Annotated in this window: 22 protein-coding genes; 8 read left to right on the forward strand and 14 right to left on the reverse strand. The window is 57.3% G+C overall.

Going from position 1 to position 24,423, the window contains the following annotated elements:
- Positions 1-3: 3 nt before the first annotated feature.
- Both fghA and ACYX4K_RS11810 read right to left on the reverse strand, forming a co-directional pair.
- Positions 4-846 (reverse strand): S-formylglutathione hydrolase, encoded by an 843-nt coding sequence (fghA, locus tag ACYX4K_RS11805; protein ID WP_475091930.1) that lies wholly within the window; start codon positions 844-846, stop codon positions 4-6.
- Positions 847-864: 18 nt separating this feature from the next.
- Positions 865-2,001, reverse strand: a complete 1,137-nt coding sequence (locus ACYX4K_RS11810; RefSeq protein WP_475091929.1) for an S-(hydroxymethyl)glutathione dehydrogenase/class III alcohol dehydrogenase — start codon at positions 1,999-2,001, stop codon at positions 865-867.
- Positions 2,002-2,248: 247 nt separating this feature from the next.
- Here ACYX4K_RS11810 and ACYX4K_RS11815 point away from each other — a divergent pair, with 247 nt between their 5' ends.
- The gene (locus ACYX4K_RS11815) at positions 2,249-2,629 is read left to right on the forward strand and encodes a hypothetical protein (RefSeq protein WP_475091928.1); all 381 of its coding nucleotides are present in this window, start codon (positions 2,249-2,251) and stop codon (positions 2,627-2,629) included.
- A 121-nt stretch (positions 2,630-2,750) separates the two neighbouring features.
- On the opposite strand, the gene ACYX4K_RS11820 is transcribed toward ACYX4K_RS11815, so the two are convergent.
- The 6 genes from ACYX4K_RS11820 to ACYX4K_RS11845 form a co-directional block, all read right to left on the reverse strand.
- A complete protein-coding gene (locus ACYX4K_RS11820) occupies positions 2,751-3,404 on the reverse strand; it encodes a hypothetical protein (RefSeq protein WP_475091927.1) in 654 nt (217 codons plus the stop codon).
- A 297-nt stretch (positions 3,405-3,701) separates the two neighbouring features.
- Positions 3,702-4,649, reverse strand: a complete 948-nt coding sequence (locus ACYX4K_RS11825) for a tyrosine-protein phosphatase (protein ID WP_475091926.1) — start codon at positions 4,647-4,649, stop codon at positions 3,702-3,704.
- A gap of 40 nt (positions 4,650-4,689) precedes the next feature.
- Positions 4,690-7,230 (reverse strand): TonB-dependent receptor, encoded by a 2,541-nt coding sequence (locus ACYX4K_RS11830; protein ID WP_475091925.1) that lies wholly within the window; start codon positions 7,228-7,230, stop codon positions 4,690-4,692.
- A gap of 170 nt (positions 7,231-7,400) precedes the next feature.
- Complete coding sequence (locus tag ACYX4K_RS11835; RefSeq protein ID WP_475091924.1) at positions 7,401-8,615, reverse strand: hypothetical protein; 1,215 nt, start codon at positions 8,613-8,615, stop codon at positions 7,401-7,403.
- Positions 8,612-9,484 (reverse strand): hypothetical protein, encoded by an 873-nt coding sequence (locus tag ACYX4K_RS11840; protein ID WP_475091923.1) that lies wholly within the window; start codon positions 9,482-9,484, stop codon positions 8,612-8,614. Before ACYX4K_RS11840 ends, ACYX4K_RS11835 begins: the two co-directional genes overlap by 4 nt.
- Positions 9,485-9,590: 106 nt before the next feature.
- Entirely contained in the window at positions 9,591-10,658 is a 1,068-nt protein-coding gene (locus ACYX4K_RS11845) for an AraC family transcriptional regulator (protein ID WP_475091922.1), read from the reverse strand.
- Between the two features lie 579 nt (positions 10,659-11,237).
- Here ACYX4K_RS11845 and ACYX4K_RS11850 point away from each other — a divergent pair.
- The 5 genes from ACYX4K_RS11850 to ACYX4K_RS11870 all read left to right on the forward strand — a co-directional run bounded on the left by ACYX4K_RS11850 (position 11,238) and on the right by ACYX4K_RS11870 (position 15,074).
- Positions 11,238-11,675, forward strand: a complete 438-nt coding sequence (locus tag ACYX4K_RS11850; RefSeq protein WP_475091921.1) for a host attachment protein — start codon at positions 11,238-11,240, stop codon at positions 11,673-11,675.
- A gap of 185 nt (positions 11,676-11,860) precedes the next feature.
- Positions 11,861-12,814 (forward strand): magnesium/cobalt transporter CorA, encoded by a 954-nt coding sequence (corA, locus tag ACYX4K_RS11855; RefSeq protein ID WP_475091920.1) that lies wholly within the window; start codon positions 11,861-11,863, stop codon positions 12,812-12,814.
- 239 nt (positions 12,815-13,053) lie between these two features.
- Complete coding sequence (locus tag ACYX4K_RS11860; protein WP_475091919.1) at positions 13,054-13,752, forward strand: hypothetical protein; 699 nt, start codon at positions 13,054-13,056, stop codon at positions 13,750-13,752.
- 166 nt (positions 13,753-13,918) lie between these two features.
- Positions 13,919-14,476 carry a cytochrome b gene (locus tag ACYX4K_RS11865; protein WP_475091918.1) on the forward strand — a complete coding sequence of 186 codons (558 nt, stop codon included), beginning with the start codon at positions 13,919-13,921 and terminating at the stop codon, positions 14,474-14,476.
- 19 nt (positions 14,477-14,495) lie between these two features.
- Positions 14,496-15,074, forward strand: coding sequence for a YceI family protein (locus ACYX4K_RS11870; RefSeq protein ID WP_475091917.1), 579 nt, complete (start codon positions 14,496-14,498; stop codon positions 15,072-15,074).
- 73 nt (positions 15,075-15,147) lie between these two features.
- Here the strand turns inward: ACYX4K_RS11870 and ACYX4K_RS11875 are convergent, their stop codons facing one another.
- From ACYX4K_RS11875 to ectA, 6 genes are all read right to left on the reverse strand, one after another.
- A complete protein-coding gene (locus ACYX4K_RS11875; RefSeq protein WP_475091916.1) occupies positions 15,148-16,566 on the reverse strand; it encodes a sodium/proline symporter in 1,419 nt (472 codons plus the stop codon).
- Positions 16,567-16,659: 93 nt separating this feature from the next.
- Positions 16,660-17,667 carry a tetratricopeptide repeat protein gene (locus tag ACYX4K_RS11880; RefSeq protein ID WP_475091915.1) on the reverse strand — a complete coding sequence of 336 codons (1,008 nt, stop codon included), beginning with the start codon at positions 17,665-17,667 and terminating at the stop codon, positions 16,660-16,662.
- Positions 17,655-19,211 (reverse strand): aspartate kinase, encoded by a 1,557-nt coding sequence (locus tag ACYX4K_RS11885; protein WP_475091914.1) that lies wholly within the window; start codon positions 19,209-19,211, stop codon positions 17,655-17,657. The genes ACYX4K_RS11880 and ACYX4K_RS11885 overlap by 13 nt, the downstream gene beginning before the upstream one ends.
- A 22-nt stretch (positions 19,212-19,233) precedes the next feature.
- Positions 19,234-19,638, reverse strand: a complete 405-nt coding sequence (locus ACYX4K_RS11890; protein WP_475091913.1) for an ectoine synthase — start codon at positions 19,636-19,638, stop codon at positions 19,234-19,236.
- Positions 19,639-19,751: 113 nt separating this feature from the next.
- Positions 19,752-21,080, reverse strand: coding sequence for a diaminobutyrate--2-oxoglutarate transaminase (ectB, locus tag ACYX4K_RS11895; protein WP_475091912.1), 1,329 nt, complete (start codon positions 21,078-21,080; stop codon positions 19,752-19,754).
- A gap of 78 nt (positions 21,081-21,158) precedes the next feature.
- Complete coding sequence (ectA, locus tag ACYX4K_RS11900; RefSeq protein ID WP_475091911.1) at positions 21,159-21,788, reverse strand: diaminobutyrate acetyltransferase; 630 nt, start codon at positions 21,786-21,788, stop codon at positions 21,159-21,161.
- A 509-nt stretch (positions 21,789-22,297) separates the two neighbouring features.
- On the opposite strand from ectA, the gene ACYX4K_RS11905 reads away from it, so the two are divergent.
- Positions 22,298-22,831, forward strand: coding sequence for a MarR family winged helix-turn-helix transcriptional regulator (locus tag ACYX4K_RS11905; protein ID WP_475093924.1), 534 nt, complete (start codon positions 22,298-22,300; stop codon positions 22,829-22,831).
- 525 nt (positions 22,832-23,356) lie between these two features.
- On the forward strand, positions 23,357-24,367 hold the full coding sequence (locus tag ACYX4K_RS11910; protein WP_475091910.1) for an FHA domain-containing protein: 1,011 nt from the start codon (positions 23,357-23,359) through the stop codon (positions 24,365-24,367).
- The last annotated feature ends 56 nt before the right edge of the window (positions 24,368-24,423 follow it).

Here is a 24,423-nt window from a genome sequence, read left to right on the forward strand (position 1 = left end):
AACTCAGTCCTTATGCAGCAGATAGTCCGCGTGGAAACGCAGATGTTGCTCGATAAAGGTGGCAATAAAATAGTAGCTGTGGTCGTAGCCCGCGTGAAACTCCAGTTTCAGCGGGTAACCCGCCGCGTCCGCCGCCGCCTTGAGGGCATTGGGCTTCAGCTGCTGATCCAGAAACTGATCCTCTTCCCCCTGGGATACCAGCATCGGTAATTGCGCAGTGGCGCGGCTCAGTAGCGCGCTCGCATCGTATTCCTCCCACAGTGCTCTATCCGCTCCCAGGTACGCCGCCAGTGCCTTCTCTCCCCAGGCGCAGGCCATGGGATTACAGATGGGACTGAAAGCAGACACCGAGGTATAACGGTCGGGGTTTTTCAGCGCAATAGTCAGCGCACCGTGCCCTCCCATGGAGTGGCCGCTGATGGCACGGCGATCACTCACCGGGAAATTTTCCTCAATCAGCGCCGGTAACTCTTTCACCACATAATCGTACATCTGATAGTGGGGCTTCCACGGAGCCTGAGTGGCGTTCACATAGAATCCTGCGCCCTTGCCGAGGTCATACCCCTCATCGTCCGCTACCGAGTCACCTCGGGGGCTGGTATCCGGAATCACCAGTGCGATACCAAGCTCTGCCGCCATACGCTGGGCACCGGCTTTCTGGGAAAAGTTTTCATCGGTACAGGTGAGGCCAGAGAGCCAGTAGAGCACCGGAAAACGCTGATCCTTTTCCGCCTGGGATGGCAGAAAAATGGAAAATTGCATTTCACAATCGAGCGCGTCGGAGCGGTGGCGGTACTGGCACTGGCTGCCATCAAAGCTCTGGGTCTTGCTGACTAGTTCTAGCATGCTGGAAGCACCTCAGTTTTAGTGACCATTGTTGTAGTGAATCACACTGCGGATGCTTTTGCCTTCGTGCATAAGGTCGAAGGCCTCGTTGATCTGTTCCAGCGGCATGGTGTGGGTGATAAAGTCATCCAGCTGGAATTCTCCGGCGAGGTAGCGCTCCACATATTCCGGCAGCTGGGAGCGCCCTTTCACCCCGCCAAACGCGGTTCCGCGCCACACTCGCCCGGTGACCAGCTGAAACGGCCGGGTGGAAATTTCCTGGCCCGCTCCGGCAACGCCGATAATCACGGATTCGCCCCACCCCTTGTGGCAACACTCCAGTGCCGAGCGCATTACATTCACATTGCCGATGCACTCGAAGGAATAATCCACACCACCGTCGGTGAGCTCCACAATCACCTCCTGGATCGGCTTGTCAAAATTTTTCGGGTTGATGCAGTCGGTGGCTCCCAGCTTTTTCGCCAGCTCAAATTTGCCTTCATTGATGTCGACGGCAATGACCCGGCCCGCTTTGGCCAGGCGCGCACCGATAATCGTGGCAAGTCCGATCCCGCCAAGGCCGAACACGGCAACGCTCGCGCCCTCTTCCACCTTCGCCGTGTTCGCCACGGCGCCCATTCCGGTGGTCACGCCACAGCCAAGCAGGCAGATCTCTTCCAGGGGAGCCGACTTGTTCACCTTGGCCACCGAAATTTCCGGCAGTACCGTGTATTCGGAGAAGGTGGAGGTGCCCATATAGTGGTAAATCGGCTCGCCGTTGACAGAAAAGCGCGTGCTACCGTCAGGCATCAGGCCCTGGCCCTGGGTGGAGCGGATCTTCTGGCACAGGTTGGTCTTGCCAGAAGTACAGAATTTGCACTCACCACACTCCGGGGTGTACAGGGGGATCACATGATCGCCGACCGCTACGCTGGTTACCCCTTCGCCGACGGACTCCACAACACCGCCGCCTTCGTGGCCGAGAATGGCCGGGAACACCCCCTCAGGATCATCACCGGACAGGGTGAATGCATCGGTGTGACACACACCGGTCGCCATCAGTTTGATTCGCACCTCGCCCGCCTTGGGTGGCGCTACTTCCACGTCTTCAATGGACAGTGGCGCGCCGGCTTTCCAGGCGACCGCGGCTTTACACTTGATCGGCTCCGCTGACATGTAGCTCTCCTGTTTGTTCTGATGGCCAATTAGGCAGAAAGCTTAACAGATCAGAACATGCCTGCCTGTCTTAAATACCCACCCAGCGCCTGGCTTCGCACCATTTTGCTTCAATGTCTGGGGCTCGCGCCCTCTGCTGGTGCTCAGCCAGTGCCTCGTACTCGCCCTCCCCTTTCTCCGCCCATTGCGCTGAACTGGCCCATTCTTTGCTCCGATACAGACAAAAGACAACAAAGGCTCGATAACGATGACTGACCACCAGTGGCTGATGACCTCGCAAGCGCTCAACGCTCTGCGCACTCTCCGCAAACGTATCCAGGCCGAATTCGGCATCAACCTGCGCTTTTCTGAATTCAATTTTGAGCAACAGCTGGCAGGCCTCAAAAACCGCAGCAAAGACACCCAATCACTCACTTTGATCGCGCAGCTGGAAGCCATGAAGGGAGGGCCATTCCTTACCGGCCAGGAACCACCAGAACGCCTGTATCGCGGACAGAGAGTACTGCAGGAAACCGGAGGAAAAGATATTTACGAAATGATTTACGGTGAAGATCTCGCGCTGCACGACGGACGGGGATCACAAGCGCAGCCGCGCAGAATGTATCGCGGCCAGCCTGTACTTGGCTGACCGGTAATTGGCAAGCCGTGACTTATTGCATAGATGACTTTTTGTATAGGCGACTTTTGTATTGGTGGCTTTATGTATAAAAAGTATCTTCCAAAAAATGGTTTCGCGCAGAAGTTGCCGACTACATACGAGCCAATTCCTGCAACGCATCGACTTCCAGAAAATCTTCCATCTCGTCGAGCAATTCCTCCGCAAGATCTTCCAACAGGCGCTCGGTGGCCTCGCGGGTGGTATCTTCTACCGTGCCGCCATCCTTGGGGGCTTTGGTCCGATAGCGCGCCCGCAGTTTCAGCTCGGCAATATCCACGGTTCCTTCCCGCAGAGGGGGGGCACCGGCCCTGGAGCTCAGTAGGCGGTAGTGGAATTTTCCATAGGCAGCCATACTACCCTTCTCTACGTCGTACTCTTTGCTACTGAAAATATCGAGTATTTTCTGACGCACGGTCACATCAAACTCAGTTTGTAACGTGAGCGGCGCTGCACCATCCACTACGCGCACGCGCTCGTCATCAAAAAACTCGCCAAATTGCTGTTGAATCTGCTGGCTCAGATATACGCCGAACGCCTCGTTGGCTTTTCTGCGCATTTCCCCCAGGCCACCGTTACTGCCCGACAGTGCCAACAATAACTCCAGGTTATTGCCTGTGAGTGGAGTCGGCGCCTCAATGCGAATGTCAGACGGCGCTACCGAAAGCCAGAATTCTGGGTCACTACCGGTGTAGCCAGACCAGCCGCTGGCAGTATTGGCGGACAACGCCTGAGACCAAACAGTCAAACAGGTGAGAATCAGTGCGAAGGTACACCGCAGGCCCTGGGATAGCGGGGAATGAGCGGAAGAGGAGTAGAGGGTGGAAACTGGGTCGGGGAATATTCTTGAGGGCATTCTTAGGGGCATGCTTAGGGGCATAGTCTCGCTCCCGGGTCTTCGGGTTAATTGATCGTGCGGCCAACGGGCGGAAAGCCAGTTTGCTGCACGAACACTATCCCTTGCAACCTGCGGGCCAGATTCGGGACCTGGCCCCGGGAGCGAGCACGCCGACGAGCGGCTCTATTGCCCCACTGCTAATACGCCCTACTGAAGGTAGCGGGCCTTGAGCAGTGCGAGTTCCTGAGCGTCCACATCCAGCGCGTGCTGAATATAGCCCTCTACCGAACCGTGCTGACGCTCCATCTCGGCAAATGCGGTTTCCAGCCAGGAAGCTTCCACGCCGGCGAGTACACCGACAACTTCCGGCGGCAGCTGGGCGAAGAACGCGTACATCTGCTTCTGCTTTTCGCTGGCGTCTTCCGGCAGTGTCAGCGAGCTGTGCTGTTTGCTGCTCTTGACGACTTCATTGGTCAGCAAGTAGTCCTGCTCGATGGTTGCGCGGTCCACGCCCAGTGCGGTCAGGATCAGCGCCGCGCCGATACCGGTGCGGTCTTTACCTGCGGAGCAGTGGAACAGCAGCGCATCGTCGGAGTCGATCAGCTTCTGAAACATGGCCTTGTAGTGCGGCGTCTGCTGTTGCACGAGGCCAACATACGCCTTGTTCATCAGCTCGGCCAGATCCTGCTTGGAAAAGTCGGGCTTGCGCAATACCTTGCCAAACTCCGCTTCCCAGTCACCCATCATCTCGTAATCCCAGGTCAGGTGATCGATTTCGCCTGCCTGCCAGTGGGTGGGCTCGCTGGAGCGCTCTTCGCTGGAGCGGAAATCCACCACGGTGGCAATTTCACGATCTTCCAGATAGTCGTAGTCGCTTTCGGAAAGATTGGTCAATACACCAGAGCGGTACAGCTTGCCCCACTTTACGGTTTTACCGTCGGCGGTTTTGTAACCACCGAGGTCGCGGAAGTTGCGCCCGCCTTCCAGTGGCAGTACACGGGTGTGCGCCACTTCCGCCTGCGCACTGGACTGCGCTTCAGTCTGTGCGCTATTGGCGGTCAGGGAATTGCCAGCCATGGAACCGGAAGACGCACAGCCACCCAGTGCCAGGGCCGCAATTGCGGCCACCAGGGTATTGGATACAAATTTATTCATCATTCACCTCAATTTATTTTCTGCTTGAACGCGTTAATTTTTAGAAGTTCAACCGGAAACCGGCGAGGTAGCGGCGACCGTAGCTTTCAACCTGGTTCGGGTTGCTCTCATCACCGGTGTAGCGCACGTCCTGCTCGTCGGTCAGGTTGTTGGCGTTGGCGTACAGGGTGACATCAGAGCCGAACACCGCCATGGGCAGGTCGTAACTTACGGACAGGTCCACGCGCTTCTGCTCCGCCCAGTAATCGGTCATGCCGACGTTCTCGGTGGTGGAGAGCCAGTCGTCACGGAACTGGTGGTTCAGGCGAATGGAGATGCCTTCCATCTCGTAGAACACGGAGGCGTTGAAGATGGTTTCGGAGGTACCCGGCAGGCTGTGTCGCTCACCTGCAATGGTTTCAAACTCACTGTCCAGGAGGGTCAGGTTGGCACTGATACCGAAACCGTCCAGCGCGGGCAGGAAGTCTGCGGCCTGGGCAATGGCATTGAACTCGGCACCGCTCATCTTGCCGTTGCTGCCGTTTACGTACTGTGTGTACACCCAGTAGTCGGCGCCGATTTCCGGCATATAGTCAGTGCCCGCGATTACATCGCTCTGCGCGTAGATCACGTTGTCGATGCTGCGGGTAAACAGGCCCGCGCTCAGCAGGCTGGCGTCACCGGCGTACCACTCGAGAGAAAGGTCCGCGCCCACGGATTCTTCCGCTTTCAGAGAAGGGTTGCCCGCCGTCACGGTGCTCTGAATGAAATCTACAGTGTCGTCGCCGCGCCACTCGGAGTAGGTCGGGCGGCTGACACCGGTGGAAACAGACATACGCAGTTTCACATCTTCCGCGAGGTCATAATTGAGGTGCGCACTGGGCAATACACTGGTAAAGCTGTCTTCAAAGTTACCAGTGGGCCCTTCACTCAGATAGTCGGTGTTCTCGACGCGCATACCCAGCACCAGATTTCCCCAGTCGTAGTGGGTGGTAACCATGGCGTAGCCCGCGGTGATGTCTTCTTCCAGGCGGATCGCCTGGGAGTCATTCGGGGTCAGCTCAAGACCGCCGACAGCTGCGTCCCAGGCCGCGCGCAGGCCTTTGTTGTCGTAGTAGGTCGCGCCGGCGATGCCGTTGCTGAACTGGCTGTCCCAGGCTTCGCTGGTGGCGAAGTCATTGATGTCTACTTCAGACGGGAAACCGCCAAAACCCAAGACCATGCCGAAACCTTCGGCCTCGCGAGAGTCCATTTCGATACCGGTTTTTACTACGGCGTCCAGGCCAAACAGTGTCAATTCACGATCTGCGTCCAGCTTGAATTTGGTCGCATCGATGGCCATTTCAGAGCCGATCAGCATGCCCAGATTGACGGCAAAATTGATATCGCCGACATCCATTGGTGTTTGCGTCATGGGGTTGAGCAAGCCGTCTACTGCCGGGTCGTGCAGGTCACTGACATCAAAACTCGCCATCGCAAAACCACCCTCGCTGCGCGGTATCGGCAGGAACATGGTGTTTTCGGTTTCGGTAAAGTTGACACGGGATTCGATGTGCCACTCACCCAGTGCTAAATCCGCACCCAGGGTGTTGGTAAAGGTGGAGTTTTCATACAGGCCGTACTCCAACATACGACCTACCAGCGCAAACTGGTTTTCCGCCACTGGACCAACGGCCTGGGTCGCTCCAAAACCCGCAGCCGCTTCGGCACCGCCGGCAAAATCAAATACGTACTGGTTGCGCTCTTCGAAATCCTGGAATTCGTTGTACAGGGTGGAAACAAATACGCGTTCCAGCGCGCCGTCGCCGCGGAACTCGAAGCGGCCGCCGTAGGCGCGGTCTTCGCGGACAACTTTATAGCTGCGGAAATCCAGCTCATTGACCAGCAGCTCGCCGCTGTCGGTGCGCTCGATATCGTATTCGCGGTTATCGGTAATCTGCTCGCGGCTGTTCTCGGAGGTGAACAGGGAGAAGCCGAAGTTTTCATTGGACCAGGATGTGCGCAGGGCGACTTTTTCGATATCGCCGTCGCCCAGCTCCTGGTTGCCCATACCCACGTCGGTGGAGAAGGCCCAGCCATCTTTCACAAACGGGTCGAAAGTGGAAATGTTGATATGTCCGGAAACAGCGCTGCCGGGCATGTCTGCCATGATCGCCTTGTTGGAGTCGATGCGGCTGGTGATCACCGACGGAAAGCTGTCAAAGCGCGGTACGCGACCATTCTCGGCACCCGGAATGCTCAGGCCATCAATGGCAAGCGAGGTGTAGCGGAAAGGCGCACCGCGGAAGTTGATGTAACGGGCCTGGCCCTGGTCGCGTTCGATGGCGAGACCCGGTACGCGGCCGAGGGAGTCCGCCAGGTTCTGATCGGGGAAACGGCCAATGGTGTCGGCGGAGATGATGTCGACGGTGTTGTCGGCATCGCGCTTGGCGTCGATGGCGGCTTTCTGGCTATCGCGGATAGGCTGCGCCATTACCACGATTTCTTCCACCGCCTCGCCGTCAATGCTTTGCGCCTGCGCCAAAACTGAAGACGGTGCTGCGGCACCAGCCAGGGAAAGGGAAATCAACAAGGACAGCTTGTTGTATTTGAATTCGATCATTTCTCTGCTCCGAAGTGTGTTCGGGTGGTTTTGCTTGTGTGGTCTTGCAAAGGCCCCGGGGGTGAACCGGGCCGCTCGCTGGGCATGATCGAAATTGCGTGTGACAGTCGGGTTAAAAAGAGGCTTTAGACGGGAAAAGAGATATCTCCAAAAGAAAAATCTCTTATAAATCAGGGTGTTAAAAAATCTACTCGACGGGCATCGAGGGCCAGTCGATAGCGGTAGCGGCCACTCTTGAGATCCCGCTCAGACTCAAAAAGGTAGGCTCGGGCGATTTCTTCACCCAGGGCAGACACCAGTTCATCGCGGATTTTGTTGCGGTTCTGGTCGAGAGTCTTGGCTCGCAGGCCATTGTCGCGCAGGTCGTTGATGGATTTTGCGTGACCGCCATGGGCTTCCATCAGGTCGATCAGGGATTCCGCATTCTCGCGATCCGGCCGGTTGACCGGCGGATTCAGCAGCCAGCCTTCGCCTTGCGCGCGCAACCGTGCGTACCAGAGATAGTAAAAGAAAGGGGTTTTTGACAACGCTATAGGTATGCCATGAATGGACACGCGGAAATGGTGACAATCAAACAGCAAGCGATCCGCGGCAGTGGCAGCAACCAGTGCATCGTCAATGGCTTTCAGCCAGGGCTCCCGCTCGGCGGGCAGATTGTCTGCTGAAAGCGCGCAATAAAACCAGCTCAACTGCTCGTGACTTAGAGCTGTGACGTCCGCCTGAGACAATCGCTGCAGTATCTCCGCTGGGGGCAGCGGTGAACTCTGGCAAAGGTATTCAAACAGCTGGCACTGTACGGAGTTGAAACGAGTAAGCTGCGCCTGTAGCCGACGGGCTGCGCGAAAACCAGAACCGGACGCCATCAGCGAGCGAACCTGTATCCGCGCCCTGTCGGTTAATGGCCGGGGCAACAAAAGAAAACCGCCCAACAATAACAATGCCAGCGCACCCTGGCTGCCCACCAGTATCGGCAGATTCACCCCGCAATCAACCGACAAGCGTGCACGTTCCTGGATATCGCCATCGCCAAACTGCCAGTGAATTGTGATTTCCCCGCTAACCGGAGCACTCCGGCCGGCCTCCGGTGCCGGGCCGTCGTCCAGTAATTGCACCACCAGCGCGCGGCAATTCTGCAGCAGAGGCAGACGCCCGGAGGCCTCAATCGAAGAGAGATCCTGTTCCAATTGTTCCGCAATCCAGGGTTGCGGCCCACGGTGGGTGAGTCGGTTTTGCAAGGCCAGTTGCAACCGTTCTGGTAGCTGCTGCTGCAGGGATTCTCCGAGGCGTGCGCGAAAACTGTGCCCTGCATGCCAGTAGGCAATCACACACAATACACAGGTGATCACAGCCCAGATGATCGTCGCGCGGAAAAGTGGATTTTTCATCCCTCCATTCCCTCGCATTTATCCGCGCCGGGAAAATCCCGGTGTGCGCTGAACAGGCCGCTACTGGCCCGGTCAAATGCATCGGCGATGACACAGTCGATATGCGATGGACGAGCGCGGCGCACAAACAGGGTGGCCGCAGTTACGTTGTCGGCCATCAGCGTGCGCTGAAGCGGGATATCAAGGTCCTGCTCAAGAAACAATCCACCACTGACCAGATCCAGCTCGCCATTTTGAAACGCGCGATACAGGCTGATGGCATCGTCAAAATACAGCAATTGTTGCTGGGAAATATCCAGTCCGATTTCTTTTAATGACGCCAGCGGCAACAGGTGAAAGGTATGGCTGAGCTTGTCGTTTAACAGGCCAATTTTTTTACCCTGAAAAAACGCGCGATCCAGCCGTGGCTTTTGGTCGCGGCTGAACCAGTACACCTTGTACTGATCGTAACGCAGCAGCGGCTCATAATACGTTGCGTACTCGGGCACCAGGCCACTCAGGCTGTGGGGGCGGCTCCAGATCAGATCGTAGTCCTCGTTGAGGACTTCTTCCGCGCGCAGTTGACTGCGGGGTTTCCAGGAGATCTGTACGGAGTGGAAGTAGCGTGCCATGTCCGGCGAGCGGCACAGGTTATCGGCAATTTCGCGGGCGTGAATCGATGAGACGGTAAGCAAGCTGAACACACCATCCACTGCCGTATCATCGGCGGCGCTTCCCTGTGTTGCGCAGCGGTATACGTGGTATTGGTGCAACGCAGGCACCTGGACATCCTGCCGTGTCAGCCACAGGCTCGCAGCCACCCCCATGGCCAATAGCAGGCACAGGGCAGCGAAATAGGCTTGTTGGCTGGCAAAGAAAAGCGGCGACATTCCGGGAGCGCTACTGGACGCAGGTTGTGGATTCAGCTCCGCAGTCTATGTACGTTTTGTGACAAACCGATTACGTGCAACCGGCCGAAGGGCGCACCGCGTAAAGTCAGGTCTCGAGTTCCGGCAGCACGCGACGTGCGCGGTGGCTCGTTACCAGCCGCGCGGGGGTTACATCGAAGCACTTTTTGAATGCCGCCACAAAATTTGACGGGTGATTGTAACCGGCCAAAAACGCCGCCTCACCGATACTGACACCTTCCAGAACCAACGCGTTTCTGGCAACTTCAAGCCGGCGGCGGCGAACGTAATCAATTACGGTGTATCCATAGGCACTCTTGAATCGCCGTTGCAGGGTACTTACGCTGATTCCAAGAGCCGCGGCTATTTCGCCGAGGGTACGGCAATGGCGCAGCTGCTCGTCCACATTCCGCTTGAGCGATGCGTCGGGCCCGGAGTCCCCGCACTGCGACTTCGCTTCAAATGGCTGCAGCGCTAACTGCCGCTGGAACTCCTCGATAAAGGACTGAAGCAGCGCGACAGCGTGTACCTCACCGTTCAGGGACTGCCCCAGATTTCCGTCTCCGGGACACCGGGCTGCTTTTCCCCCCTGCGCGGATGCCTCCGACCGCATCAGCGCCTCTACCTGCTGTACCAGTTGATCGCTCGGTTGCCACGTTCGCAACTGGCCATGACCGTGAAACAGTGCCTGCAATTGCTCGAGCTGCTCGCTGGTCTGACACCGACAGTGCAGCCAATCGCGCTGTACAAACACGTTCAGTTTGCGGATCCGGCGGTTTTTCCGTGCGAAGCGTGTAAACAATTCCGGACGCGCCAGCGCGTAAGCGACACATTCCGGCCGGGAAGGTGTAGCCCGCAAGTGGTAACGGCGACTACCCAACGTAAAATCTACATTCCCATCCAGCACACAACTGAAACTGATCCCGGCAGGCAGTTCACAGGCACTGGTGAGGTCCTGTAATTCTTGCGCATCATTTATATGTAGCGACAGTCCACCCCAGAAACTTCGGTGAACAAACTGCCCCTGTATGACCGAATCACCGACCGGCTGCGATGGGTCACTGGCGTCCAGCCGGTGGCCGAGACCGCCCTCACCCAACATGTTTATTACCGCACCCTTGGAGATCCGCTCCCCCTGGTTCCCCTTTCCATCCATTTGGACTTCTCTCTGTTTCCCCAACTCCCCCCCATTTATTTTTCAGGGGACCCCGGAATCGCTCGCGCAGCCACTTTATGCCGCACTCCTTCCGAGCCGACAGGCACCGTGACGGTTTGCCATAGCACATTGACGCTTCCGCATAACGATTCGCCGCGACGAAGACATCCACATAAACTAACATAAATGATAACAATTCGCATTGCCAAATGATGCAGTTGGCAGCCAGCACCCCGGGAGTTCCCTCGACCGCCGGTGAGAGGCAGCTACAGCATCTGCTCGCGAAGTGTTTTATGCGCAGGGGGCCGGTCACAGGCGGTCCCCGGTAAGCGCGCTTGAGTACGCAGCGTATGGAAGCGCTGTCTCTGGAATACCTCCGCATCTTGCTATTCCAGGGCAAGTCGGTGTTATACGCCCACCGACTGGCGTAGTGAGTGCATGGACGCACTTTTTTTATCCATATCTCCAGCAGCGGGCAGCGGGCCCTCCTCGCATTTAGTGCCACCATGACCGTTAGGAACCCTCTTCCAACGGTCCTAATATTCAGCGGTATCCCCCACAAAAACAGAGGTAACCGCTATGCCAAAAGCCTGGGTTCTGGTAGCCAACCATACTCACGCCCGCGTCTTTGAGGCGGAAAAACGTGCGGGCACTCTCACTGAAGTAGAATCGCTGGTGTACCCGGAAGGGCGTATGAAGGGACAGGAGTTGCTTCGCGACGCCCCCGGGCGCTCGTTCGACAGCCATGGCCAGGGCCGACACGCCATGGCCGAGCCCACCAGCCTCCGCAAACAGGGCGCACAAAAGTTCGCCAAAGACATTGCCCACACACTGGAGCGAGGGCGACAGGAGGGCCGATTCAACCGGCTGTATATTGTCGCGGAGCCGTCCATGGCCGGCAGCCTGCGGCTGTCCATGAGCTCACCCTGCCTGGCCACCATCGCCGGCGAGGCGCGCAAGAACCTCACCACCAGTAACACCGAAGAAATCCGTGCGCAGCTTCCCATGTGGTTGTGACGCTGTACCGAATTCTCCCGGCTTCGATTCACTCTAAACTCCCTTTCCCGCCCGGCAACAAATGCCGGGCGGCGCCAATTGATTTGTCCTTCCCACCCTGAGACCATGCCCTACCACCAGCCGGCAGCGGCATGCCCGGCGCGTCCGAGCGGACTCCAGAGAAAATCAATCGAAAAGGAAGCGGTATGCTGAGACTGTTCCAAATCCAGCGCGGCAAGATCAAAGAGACCTACGCCGGTAGCGATTACCACAGCCAACCGCTATCCGACGCCGCCTGGATTGATCTGCAGGACCCGGAGGAGGATGAACGCGACCTGCTGGAGCAACTATTGCGCACCGAGCTACCGGAATCCGAAGACGTTGACGAAATCGAATCGTCGGCGCGCTTTTTTACCGACTCCGCCGGTATCCACGTGCACTCCCTCTACCTGACCCAGAGCGAAGGCCGCCACGACACCGCCACCGCCGCATTTATTCTGCAGCCCCAGCGCCTGATCACCGTCCGCGACAGCGAACTGGCGGACTTCCGCCTGCTGCGCATGCGCGCCCGGCGCAATCAGGTAGAGGCCCATAACGCACAGGAGCTGCTGATCCTGCTGTTCGAACAGAAAGTGGAAAATCTCGCCGACGCCCTGGAAGACAACTATCTCAAGCTCGGTGAAGTCAGCCATCTGGTACTGGAAGACGAAGAAGCCGACCTGGAAGAAGCCATCGATCACCTGGCCAAACTGGAAGACTCCAACGGTAAAATTCGCCTGTGCCTGATGGACACCCAGCGCTCCATCGCCTTCCTCCAGCGCCACCTGAAAGACGACCCGGAACTGCGTGAAGACTGCTGGGGCATCCTGCGCGACATCGACACCCTGATGTCCCACACCACCTTCCTGTTCGAAAAGATCAACTTCCTGATGGACTCCACTCAGGGCTTTATCAGCATCGAACAAAACAAGATCATCAAAATCTTCTCCATCGCCGCCGTCGTCTTCCTGCCCCCCACCATGGTGGCGAGTATTTACGGCATGAACTTCGAACATATGCCGGAACTCGAGTGGCTGCTGGGCTACCCCTGGGCACTGTTGTTGATGCTGATGGCGGGTATGGCGCCTTACCTCTATTTCAAGAAAAAGGGGTGGCTCTAACCCACCGCACGTTGATGCGAAGGCAGCGATACCGGGTATACGTCTGCGAGACCTTCACCGCCATGGACGGCGGTGCAGAGCCCCCATGGATGGGTACACGGCGTGTCTCGCAGACGTATACCCGGTAGCGCTGCCGCCACCAATCCTGATCTCAGCCACCACCCCACCAAATTCACCGCCAGCTGCTAACCTTTATGGGTAAAACGGGATAAAGGTCATTGCAGGGTAGCAGGGCAATAATGGCGACGTCGGACGACAAAACATCAGGGAAAACCAGTCCCAAACCCTTTCATATGCGGCGCTGGCTCAGCGTACAGCAGGCGGTCGATCACCTGAGCGCCCTGTCGGAAGACCCACTCACCAGCGACGATCTCGCCAGCCTCGCCGCCGACCACCAGCTCGACCTCTACTGGTACCGGCCTGGCCAGAAACTCACCTATCTGGACAAACCCGGCTGGGGCAGTATCGAACTCAACCAGCCACTACGCCTGTGTCCGGAGCACAGCAGCGATTGGCGCGCCATCGTCGGTGTGTTGCGCCACCGCCCAGCCTTGCCCGCGGAAGAGAATGACACCCCGACACTGGTGGACAGCGACGGCAACCGTCTGCGCATCACCTTCGATTTCAACAACCGACCCGAGCCTTTCAGCACGCGCTGGTACCCCAACTACGCAGAGCTGGTGGTAAAGCGCCGCGATCTGGACAGCCTCGAGGATCACCTGTTTAACAGCGACGAAGAGCCCGCCCTGGAACCAGCACTGTTACTGGACGTAATCTGGCAACTGGAGCAGATGGCGATGGAAAACGGTGAAAGCCACGGTCCCGCTCACGACCTGAAATGGTTGACCCACCAGCTCAGCGATCGCACCAAACTGCCTTCCAACCTTCTCGATAAAGTCCTGAATGCGGCCGAGCGCCAGCACGCCACCCACCACTAGCACTCGCCTCACTGCCCCTATAAATCCACAGCGCCAGCACGGAGTGATGGCGCCCATGCGATTTTTTCGAAAAATCCTTCCAGCTTTTTGCGCTAGTCCCCGAGCGTAAAGTTTTTATAATCCGCTGCCATTGATACCGAATCTGCCCAACTGGAGGCGCGTACCCGTGCAGTCCCGCAATAGCAACACCCACTACGGCTGGGTAGCCATAACCTTTCACTGGCTGATGGCTCCCGTCATCATCGGCATGTTCGCCCTCGGCTGGTGGATGGTGGGGCTCAGCTATTACGACCCCTGGTACCGCCAGGGACCGGATATCCACAAGTCCGTGGGTATTCTGCTGCTGATTCTGCTGGTTGCACGCCTGGCTTGGCGTGCACTGAATGTATCTCCTGCACCGGAACCGGCACCGCGCTGGCAACAGCGGGCCGCAGCGGCAGCCCACGGCGTACTCTATTTATTGTTGATCGCCATTTGCATTACCGGTTACCTGATCTCCACCGCCGACGGTCGTGCGATCGAGGTATTTAACTGGTTCAGTGTACCCGCGACGATTCAGGGGCTGGAAAATCAGGAAGACATTGCCGGCACCATTCACGAATGGCTGGCATGGACATTGATGGGGCTGGTACTGCTGCACGGCCTTGCGGCCTTCAAGCACCACTTCGTCAATAAAGACAACACCCTGCGTAAAATGCTGGGTTTAGGTAGAAAATACGATTAACCCACAAAGGAAAACTCCCATGAAAAAACTTGCTTCACTGCTGTTTGCGGCACTGGTTGCCAGCACCATCGGCACTTCCGTTCAGGCGGCCGACTACCAGTTCGACACCAAAGGTGCCCACGCGTTTATCCAGTTCCGCATCAAGCACCTGGGCTACAGCTGGCTGTACGGCCGCTTTGACAAGTTCGACGGCAGCTTTGTGTACGACGAAGCCAAGCCGGAAGCCTCTTCCGTTCAGGTGACCGTGGACACCACCAGCCTGAACAGCAACCACGCCGAGCGCGACAAGCACCTGCGTGGCGACGACTTCCTGAACGTAGCCAAATTCCCTACCGCCACCTTCAAAAGTACCAGCTTTGAACCCAAGGGCGATGGCAAAGCATTGCTGAAAGGCGACCTGACCCTGCACGGTGTCACCAAGCCGATCACCATCGACGTGGAAGAAATCGGCGGTGGTAAGGATCCCTGGGGCGGCTACCGTCAGGGCTTTACCGGCAAGACCGAATTCAAACTGAAAGACTTCGGTATCGACTACGACCTGGGCCCGGCTTCCCAGACCGTGGAAATGATTCTGGATGTGGAAGGCATCCGTCAGTAAGCCTTCGATTGCCGTCTCACAGGATGGACTCGCAGGATAAAAAGAACCCGGCCTTGGTGCCGGGTTTCTTGTTTTAGGCGTTTACTGTCCGACCTACGGACTCCCGGGCCATAAAGTGCCCCGCAGCAAATACCAATAGCCCCATAAGAATACCCGGCATCCCTTCGTAGATATGCGCATGCCAGCCCAACCAGCGCCAGATCAGTGCGGTTGCCAATCCAAGCACGCTCATAGCAATGGCCAATTTTTGTGACGGCTTGCCACCGGCGGCCAGCACCATCAGCAAAGGCGCAAACGCCGAGGCGAGCGCCGACCAGCTCATCACCACCAGGCTGAAAACACTCTGCTTATTCGCCAGCGCCCAGACTACTGCCGCTGCAGTAATACCTAGGGTCGCGATCTTCAGCAGGCGAGTATTTTCCGTGCGCTGGGGCAACAGATCGTGGGTCAGAGCCGCTGAACAGCTCAGCACCAGAGAATCCGCGGTGGACATGGTCGCGGCGAAAATGCCCGCGAGAATCAGTCCCACCAGGACGGGGGACAACAATTCCATGGCCATCATCGGCAGCGCCAGCTCCGCATCAAAAGTACCTGGGTCGTTCAGCAGGATTCGCGACAACATACCCACGCCGGTGGCCATAAAATAGAAAATGGTGAACCACAGGTAGTACCAGCAGCGCGCCTGCAGCATGCGCTTGGAATCGTTCAGAGCCATAAAGCGCACCATTACATGGGGCTGGCCCACCACGGAGATACCGGCAAACAGCCAGCTCAACGCAAACAGTACACCGCCGGCAACACCGGGCAACAGCAGGTCCTGTGGATACCAGTTGAGGAAGCCTTCCACCTGTCCCATTTGCTGCCAGGCAGCGCTGATACCACCCACCGACTGTGTCGCCACAACCAGCAGAATACTCATGGCAACCACCATCACCATCGACTGGGCCGCATCGGTCCAGATGGATGCGCGAATACCCCCGGCCAGGCAATAGGCCGCGACAATCACGCCGCCGATCACCGCCCCACTCCAGATCGGAAGGTCCAGCACCACGTACAGCGCTTTACTGCCGGCCACCAATTGGGCGCTGGCATAAGCAAGAAGGAAGAGAAGGGAGAGAATCCCGGCGATTTTCTGCCAGAGTCCAAAGCGGGTGCCCTGCCAGCAGGCCAGCACACCCGCATAGCTGGATTCACCACTGCGCTTTGCTGCCTCGCGCAGATTTTTGTGCATCCACAGGGAGCCGAGAAAATCCCCGAGAATCCACCCCAGCATCAGCCAGATGGAGGCGAGGCCAGTGGCATAGGTATAGCCGATCACGCCGATAAACATATAGCCACTGTTGTTGGTGGCTACCGCAGAAAGTCCCACCAGCATCGGCGAGACATCCTGGCTCGCGAGATAGTAGTCTTTTTTGGTACCACGGCTTTTGCGGTAGGAGCTAACCCCTACCGCGGCGAATAGTGAAAGAAAAAACAGGAAACTGATCAGCACGTCCATTCCCCCTAAGCAATTTGATTTGTTATTGAAATTTATTCACAGCGGCCGAGGTTGTTTTTATTTTCGGCCCGGGAAGTATTCCCGCGATTAGCGCGGTTCGTCGGGTTTCCCTCCCGGCGCCGGCTGGATACCAAGCAGTGCCGCGAATTCTTCCGAACCATAAAGGCCATTCAACGCGGAGTCTTCCAGCGCCTCATCCCGATAGGCCGGCGAGATATCCAGTGCCTTCTGCAGGTAACTGATCGACTCCTCCCACTGCTCCAGGTAAGCGTAAGCACAGGCCAGCTGGTAGTAGGCATTGCCATTCTGGCTGTCGATCTGCAGAGCCTGCAAACACAGATTGATAGCCCACTGTGGTTCATCCAGCTCCAGCACCGCATCGGCTTTGTACGTAAGTGCTTCGCCGTCGTCCTGGCGCAACTTCAGTATCTGGTCGTACACCGCGATCTTGCCGGTGGGCGTCTGTTCGCGCCCGGCGCGCAGCCACAGGGAGTGAACCTCCTGGGTCAGCTCAATCTCGTCCCGGTTGTCCTCGATATGCTGGGTCTTCTCAGACAGCTGCTCTTCAATACTGCGTAACCGTGCCTCGTACTGCTCAACCAGACTGGAAATTTCCTGATTGGCGAGGGTGTGCACCTTTTCTTTCACGTCGCGGATGGACGTCCAGCCCATAATCACCAGCAGGGAGCTGAAGCCGGCAATCAGGTAGAAGAAATAGGTGATGGTGTCAGTGGCGTAGGTAATCGCCTTGTCTGCGGCGCTCAATTGCCGATCGACGATGTTTTCCGTCAGGGAGACTTTTTGCGCGGCCATATCCACCCGCAGCTGCTTCAGTTCATCCAGCACATAGCGTTCGATAAACGGCGAATAGAGAGGCTTGTCCAGATTGCCCGCTTCCGCGGCAACCCGCTCCAACTCATTCAGTTTGCGAATATTCTCTGTTTTTTCCTCTTCGCTGATTACCGGAGGCGGCACATCCGAATCCTGCTGCGCCAGGGCCAAGTGCGCGGGGAAAAAACCACAGGCCACAACCAACACTGCCGCCAGCAAAGCTGACGGCAGTTTCGGAAAGGTGCCTCGAGTCAGGCCGCGCATATGGCTTCGCCGTGTTCGTGCACTTCCACCAGTGCGGCGTGCAGGCTTTTGACGGCACTTTCGTAATCGCTTTCGTCGATCACAAACTGCATGTCGACCTGGCGCATGGACTGGTGCACCGCGAGGATGCTGATCGCAGAGTTGGCCAGCGCGCCAACCGCGCGAGACAACATGCCAGAGACTTTCATGTCGCTACCGATGGCGGAAACCACCGCCACCTTGCGCACCTGAATATCGCAATCCGGGAACAACTCGCCAATCGCCTTTTTAATACGCTTGACGGTTTTCAGGTTGTTGCTCAGATAGTGCGTAATCGTGTTGGCGTTCGTATCCTTGGTCACCACGCTGCCTTTAAAGCGCGCGATGATTTCATTGATCGCCCGGTCGTAACTGGTCATGCTGCCCATCATGTCCTGATCGAAACATTCAACAGCATAGATGCTTTTGCGCCCCGCGATGATTTCCACACGCGGTGTGTCGCTGACATAGTCGCCGGTAACCAGAGTACCGCGGTGCTCCGGCTCGAAGGTGTTCATCACACGCAGGGGAATCTCCTGCTGGCGCAGACCTTTTGCCGCGCGGGGGTGGATGGCCTCCATGCCCAGGTTGGCCAATTGATCCGCCACGTCGTAGTTGGTGCGACCGATAGGCACCGCCTGCTCTTCACCCACAAGGCGCGGGTCGGCACTACTCAGGTGGTATTCCTTGTGGATGATCGCCTCGCTGGCGCCGGTCATTACCGCAATGCGGCTGAAGGTCATTTCGCTGTAACCGCGAGCGAAGGTTTTCATCAGGCCCTCGGCGGTGTGCGCGTACCCGGTGGCGATGGGCAGTTCGGTATCGAAATCCACATCGGCAAAGGCGCGCTCGATGCGCTGATCCAGAGTCAGGTGTTCGCCATCGCGCCAGCCGGTCAGGTCGATAAAGCGCGCGTTGATACCTTCCTGTTTCAGCAACTGCGCCATATTCCAGGCGCTGTGCGCTTCACCCAGGCTGGCGAGCATTTCGCTGACCACATCCAGGTGCCCTTCCAGAGCAAAGTGTCCATGCTGACACACCCGCTCGAGGTCCGCCAGACAGTTGGCGGCATCGTCCAGGCGTTCGCCGATAAAGCCATTGGCCTTGGCCAGGGTGACCTCATCATCAAACAACTGCGCATTCACTTCTTCCATACGTGCGCGCAGGCCGGCAACCGCGTCGGACCACTCGCGCTCGTCGTCGGCACCGGCAAACAGGGCAAAAACTCCCGGGCGGCCGGATTTCTTGTGCTCCAGCAGCATGTCGGTGATGCCGCCGTAGGCAGAGACAACGAAAACACGGCGGTACAGGCCTTCCGCTTTCGCCTTGCCATTTTTCAGAATGATGTTGTCGCGTACCGCACGGTAGTCGCTCATGGACGTACCGCCGATCTTTTCAACCGTATGTGCTTTCATGGAATCCTTGCGTTGACCGTTTTCGAGTTTCGAGCCGGGAGCGCCACGGCTGTTACCGGAATCAAAATATTCCCGGGTGGTGCTCCAAAACTCAGCTGCCTTGTTGTGCATTGCGATGACGTTATCGGCCGGCTTATTTTTCGTCCTGCACCTCTTCCGCATCCAGCTCGTAGGCGCCTTCCGCGTTGTGCACTTCTTTGCCGTGCAGAGGGGGATTGAATACGCAGGCCATTTTCATTTCAGATTTGGCCTTGAGTACGTGCTTGTCGTTTTTATCCAGAATATAAATGGTGCCCGGGGTGATCTCGTGTACCACGCCGTCGTCTTCCGCCATTACGGAGCCTTCGCCGGAGATGCAGTACACCGATTCCAGGTGATTCTGGTAATGCAGATGCAGGTCGGCACCTTCATAAATGGTGGTGATATGGAAAGAGAAGCCCATATTGTCGTTTTTCAGCAGCAGGCGGGTGCTCTCCCAACCTTCGGAAACAATTCGACGGTCGCTTTTTTCGGCTTCTTGCAGTTTTCTTACGATCATTTCTAACTCTTACAAATCTTTCTAAATTCGGTCATCAATGCGCTCTTCAGTATGAGCGCTATAAAACGGCCCGCGCAAAAAGCGCAGGCCTTTTTTCACAAAGCGACTGACGATCAGGCAGCACCGGCGAGGGTGTTATCTTCCTGCTCCGCTTCGTCGGCAAAGAAGTCGTGTTCTTCCGGCACATCTTCGCCCTTCAGCACTTTGGCAACCGCCGCTTCCACAATATCCAGTGCCTTGGTCAGGTTCTCGTCACTGATGGTCAGCGGGCACAGAGTTTTCACTACGTGGTCGTCGGCACCACTGGTCTCGATGACCAGGCCGTTGCGGAAGGCCTCGGTGGTGATCTTGTCGGCCAGCTCGCCGCTCACGCAGTTCAGACCGCGGAACATGCCGCGACCACGGGTGGTCATATTGCCGTCGCCGTATTTATCGACGATGGTCTGCAGCCGTTTCTCGATGTACTCGCCCTTGCGCAGCACTTCCTTGGCGAACTTGTCGTCACTCCAGAAATGCTTGATCGCCGCAGTCGCGGTAACGAAGGCCAGGTTGTTGCCGCGGAAAGTACCGTTGTGCTCGCCCGGCTTCCACTGGTCCAGTTCCGGCTTCATCAGCACAACAGCGAACGGCAGACCGTAGCCACTCAGGGACTTGGACAGCGTGACGATATCTGGATCAATACCCGCTTCTTCAAAGCTGAAGTAGCTGCCGGTACGGCCACAGCCCGCCTGAATGTCGTCGACAATCAGCAGTACGTCATGCTTCTTACATACGTCCTGCAGGTTGCGCAGCCATTCAGCGCTGGCGGCATTAATACCACCTTCGCCCTGTACGGTTTCAACCAGTACCGCTGCCGGGTGGTCAACACCGCTGGAGGAATCGCTCAGTACCTTGTCCAGGTACGCCGTGGTATCAAATTCGTCACCCAGATAACCATCGTACGGCATGCGCGCAACACTGCTCATGCTCACACCGGAGGCACCGCGGTGGTGGGAGTTACCGGTGGCGGCCAGGGCACCCAGGCTGCAGCCGTGGAAACCGTTGGTGAAGGAGATGATGTTCTCGCGGCCTTTGTATTTACGCGCAATCTTCAGCGCCGCTTCCACCGCATTGGTACCGGTAGGGCCGGTGAACTGCATCACGTAGCTCATGTCGCGCGGCTTCAGGATATTCTCGTAGAAGGCTTCCAGGAATTCACGCTTGGCTTTGGTGTGCAGGTCCAGGCCGTGGGTGATGCCGTCCTGCTGGATGTACTCCAGCAGCGCTTCTTTAAAGATCGGGTTGTTGTGGCCGTAGTTCAGGGTGCCGGCACCGGCGAGGAAGTCCAGGTACTGGTTGCCTTCCTCATCGTACAGGTACTCGCCCTGGGCCTTGTTAAAAACCCGCGGAAAGGCGCGGGCATAGCTCATTACTTCAGATTCAATTTCGTCAAATACTTTCATTGTGACAACCCTTCTTGAGTCGTTGATTTCAATTACAAATTAGGAACAGAGAAACAGGTCATAGAGTGGTGTTACCACTCAGCCAGCGACACCCGCTTGCGCTGCAGACACATCAAACGGGCCGATGCGCAGCAACATTTCGCTGTCGTGCTGGCCGTTGAAGTGGCGCTCGCGGTCAAACATCACCGATTCAGCGAGGCCAGCGCCGAGCTTGCGCGCCAGGCTGCGAAACAGCGCCCAGGAGGCGTCGTTGTCCGGGGTAATGGTGGTTTCGAGATGATTCACCTGAGCGCAGGCCGGGCGCGCGAGAATTTCGCGCAGCATGCGGCCGGCGAGGCCCATGCCGCGGCCGTTCTCAGCCACCGCCACCTGCCAGATGAACAGGGTTTCGGGGCGCTCGGGAATGAGGTAACCGGAGATGAAACCCACCAGCTCGCCATTCAGTTCAGAAGCCACACTGGTGGCTGAGAAGTGGCTGGCCTGCAGCAGGTTGCAATAGAGGGAATTGGTATCCAGGGGCGGGCAGTTCCCGATCAGCTGGTGCACATTGGCACCGTCCTCACTGACCGGGCGGCGCAGCAGAACCTGGGTGCTCTTGTTAACCGCAGCATTGACCGCAGTTTTAGTCTTCAGAGCATCCACTGGCTGCGCCAGCTGTACCTTGTCGTCAGTCGAGTCGTCTTCTTTTAGTTCGCTAGTCGCGCTCAAACCAATACCTTTCGCTTCGTCTTACTCAATCTTTAGTCATCAAATTGTTAGAACAGTATCAAACTTCTGTAACACTTTTCGCGAATGCGACATTTCCTGTCGATACGCCCGTGTTCCGTTTGAAATTTGACCTTTCTCTCAAAAAGTTATTTACTGCTCTAAACATTTAAATCCATAGTACTCTAAATATTACCGAGGGCGCAAGGCCAAGCCTTATGCAACTTGATCAGAACGCAGCCAATTTCAGCGCCAGCGATGAGCACCAGAATCACGCGCAACCCGCGCAGCCACAGGGCGTGCGCACCATTGACGGGCGCGATAACCCCTCCGGAGATGGCCACAAAAACACGGCACCAGATTCCACGCAGAAACCGACTGATAATTCAAAACCCGACTTTCGGCAGGGTCGCCAGGACACAACAATTGACAAACCCGGCGCAGAAACCAAAATCGGCCGCGGGCAATTAAGCCGCCGCGCCTGCCACCCCGATTTCGAGAGCCTGCTGCTGATGGATAAAATTGAAGAAGTACTGATTACCCTGCGCCGCCTGATCCGCGCCACCGACCTGCACTCCAAGCAATTGGTTAAAACCGCCGGGCTCACCGCCCCGCAATTGCTGCTGCTGCAGGCCATTCGCGAGCAGGGGCAGGTCACCATCGGCGCCCTCGCCAAGGAGATCAGCCTCAGCCAGGCCACAGTTACCACGATCCTCGACCGCCTGGAGAAGCGCGGGCTGGTGTACCGGGAGCGCTCCTCGGAAGACAAGCGCAAGGTGCACGCCTACCTCACCGACAAAGGCGCCGATATCATCCGTGACGCGCCAACTCCGCTGCAGGAGCACTTCGTCAAGCAATTCCGGGATCTGCGCGAGTGGGAGCAGTCGATGATCATCTCCTCTCTGCAGCGGGTCGCCCTGATGATGGATGCGGAACATATCGACGCCTCCCCGGTGCTCGACGTGGGCGACCTGGACCGCAAAGACGGGCGCAATCTGCCCACCCACGACACCGGCAAACCATCCAGAGCCGATCACGAAAATTGAACACCTGACGCAAAGATCACACGTTGACCCGCACGCCAGCGCAAGGTTTGCTCTATTTCGTAATAATTCTCATCCAATCATTGCATTCGGGCCGTAGTCGGGTATAAATGGAGCGACAACACTGAGGTGCTCTCCCGACCACCGGCTCACCTGTAAACAGGCAGCCAGAGGTAAGCGAGTACTGACTCAAGACAGCGGCGCACTGCACTGTCGCGGCAACAAACGGCTCAGCAATCTCCCGTAGCAACGATGGGTGGACGCAATAACCCGCAGGTCTTTCCGCAAGCGGGCCACATGCCTACCCCCACACCCGCGATCGCGCCCCGGCGAAAACTACCGGCAAGAATCCGGTGAGAGCGGCAATCGCCCTCTCTTCAACCGAGCACATGGCCGTGCTCGGTAAAAAGCAATTCCGGCCGCCCTGTCTTGCAACTTCTGTATGGAACCCGAGCACCCGCAACCGCCGCACTCGGCACGGGCAGCCCGCACGATGTTCCATACAGCCTTTTGGGGAAAGGACTGAACATGGCCTGCTTGCAACATCCTGACCGGGATCAACCGGTCTACCTGATGGCGCACCACACCGTTGGTCGCCGCCAGGGTGTCGCTGACACGCGCATCACACTGCCGGAAATTTCCGGTATCCACGCTGCCATCCAGTGGACCGGTAGCCACTGGATCATCCGTGACCTCAGCCGCAACGGTACCTGGGTCAATGGTCAGCAACTGATTCCCGCGAAAAACCAGCAGCTGCAACTGGGCGACAGACTGACGTTTGGCCGCAACGACAACCCTATGTGGGTAGTGGAAAACCTCGATCCCCCGGAAAACCTGCTAATCGATATGCAAACCGGTGAAGGCATTCCCCTGGAGTCCTACCACTTGCTGCCAGACGAACACGACCCCATCGCCAGCCTGCACTTCAACCCGGTTAACGGCGTATGGATCTACGACATTCTCGACTGCGCAGAAAACAGCGACAGCGCCAAGGTCGTCAACCACGGGGCGCGCATTGATTGCGCCCGCAGCAGCTGGCAACTGTTTCTCGGCAACAGCCAGAGCACCACAACCGAGCTGTCGTTCAAAAATCTGTGCATCTCCGACTTCCGCCTGCGCTACACCGTGAGCCATCACGAGGAGCACGTGCAGCTGCAGCTGGCCAAAGACGAGATGAAGCTGGACCTGGCTGCCCGCTCACACAATTACCTGCTGTTATATCTGGCGCGTGCGCGTATCCGCGATATTCAACGGGGTGTGGATGAAGCGGACCAGGGCTGGGTCGCCATTGACCTCGCCACCCGCGAACTGGGCATTACCGTCAACCACCTCAACACCCAGATTTTTCGCGCCCGCAAACAGATAGCCGACAGCCTGCCAGACGCCATCGACACGTCGCGCCTGGTAGAGCGCCGCTCCTATGAAATGCGTCTGGGTTGCACCCAGCTGGATATTTTCAAAGGGTCACAAAAAGAAGAGTTGGAAGCGTCCACCGGGGAATACCCGGTACGCGCAGTTTCCGAAGAGGAGCCGGCGTAACGCCGGCCCGAGCAAGGAGCAGGACTGAATCCACGGACGGCGGTTCTCCCGTAGAT

It is taken from the genome of Microbulbifer sp. ABF4_107, assembly GCF_056312215.1.